The following is a 1164-nucleotide window of genomic DNA, read 5'->3' as shown; positions in this document are numbered from 1 at the left end:
CCTAGTCACCTGAATCTGAAGTTCGGTTCATTGTCTTCTGGCAGAAGCGCTTGACCGACGCGAGGATTTGGTCGGCGGATTTGACCCATTTGTATGGGGTCGGGTTCTCGTTGTGGGTTTCGATGAAGGCGTCGATATCAGCTTCCAGTTCTGCGGTGGAACGGTGTACGCCGCGCTGCAACTGCTTTCGCGTCAGCTCTGCGAACCACCGCTCGACCTGATTGATCCAGGATGCCGACGTTGGCGTGAAGTGAACATGCCAGTGTGGACGGCGCGCGAGCCAAGCCTTGATCCTCGGCGTCTTGTGGGTCGCATAGTTGTCCATCACCAGATGCACGTCCGGGCCATTGGGCATTTCGGTGTCGATCCGCTTCAGGAAGTCGAGGAATTCGGTGGCCCGGTGACGCTTGTAGCAATGACCTATCACCGCCCCAGTGGCAACATCGAGCGCGGCGAACAGAGAAGTCGTGCCGTTGCGAACATAAGTATGAGTACGCCGTTCGGCGACGCCCGGTGCCATAGGCAGAACCGGCTGCTCGCGATCCAATGCCTGGATTTGCGATTTCTCATCCACGCATAGCACGATCGCCCGGTCCGGTGGTGACATATAGAGGCCGACGATGTCCTGCACCTTATCAACGAAGAGCGGATCGGAGGAAAGCTTGAATGTCTCGGTACGATGCGGCTGCAGGCCAAACGCGGTCCAGATCCGACGGATGGTGGTATGAGAAAGGCCGCGGTCGGCTGCCATCGAACGGATGGACCAGTGCGTGGCATCCTTGGGAGTGGTGTTCAACGTACGCTCGACGACCTGAGCAACCTGGGCATCGGAGACAGTTCGCGGTCGACCGGTACGATATTCATCTGTCAGCCCTTCAATACCATCCTGTACGAACCGACGGCGCCACTTGCCAACCGTGTGCTCGTGAACACCCAGGCGTTCGGCAACGTCTTTGCTTTGCAAACCCTGCGCGCACAGCAAGACCATCCGGCATCGATCCGACAAGGAGCGCGGCGCCTTATGCCGCACCTGAGATTCGAGGAAACCTCTATCCGCGTCGCTTAGAACGACAAGGTCCGCCTGCCTGCCAGCCATGAATCAAACTCCTGCTCTTGTGACAGAAGCCAAACAAAATGAAGCTTACTTTTGTTCCAGGGGACTAG

At 57.6% G+C, this 1164-nt stretch carries 1 protein-coding gene; it reads right to left on the bottom strand.

The window, feature by feature from the left end; genetic code table 11:
• Window position 1 precedes the first annotated feature (1 nt).
• Complete coding sequence (locus FJ934_RS27855; protein ID WP_140613598.1) at window positions 2–1096, bottom strand: IS630 family transposase; 1095 nt, start codon at window positions 1094–1096, stop codon at window positions 2–4.
• Window positions 1097–1164 lie beyond the last annotated feature (68 nt).

The sequence above is a fragment of the Mesorhizobium sp. B2-4-12 genome (assembly GCF_006441575.1).
Taxonomy (GTDB): Bacteria; Pseudomonadota; Alphaproteobacteria; order Rhizobiales; family Rhizobiaceae; genus Mesorhizobium.
Note: the sequence above shows the minus strand (reverse complement) of the source record. Positions and strands in the feature narration are given on the sequence as shown.

Bases quoted from the DNA above. Each gene is read 5' to 3' on its own strand.
- FJ934_RS27855 (WP_140613598.1), bottom strand. From the start codon at position 1,096: ATGGCTGGCAGGCAGGCGGACCTTGTCGTTCTAAGCGACGCGGATAGA.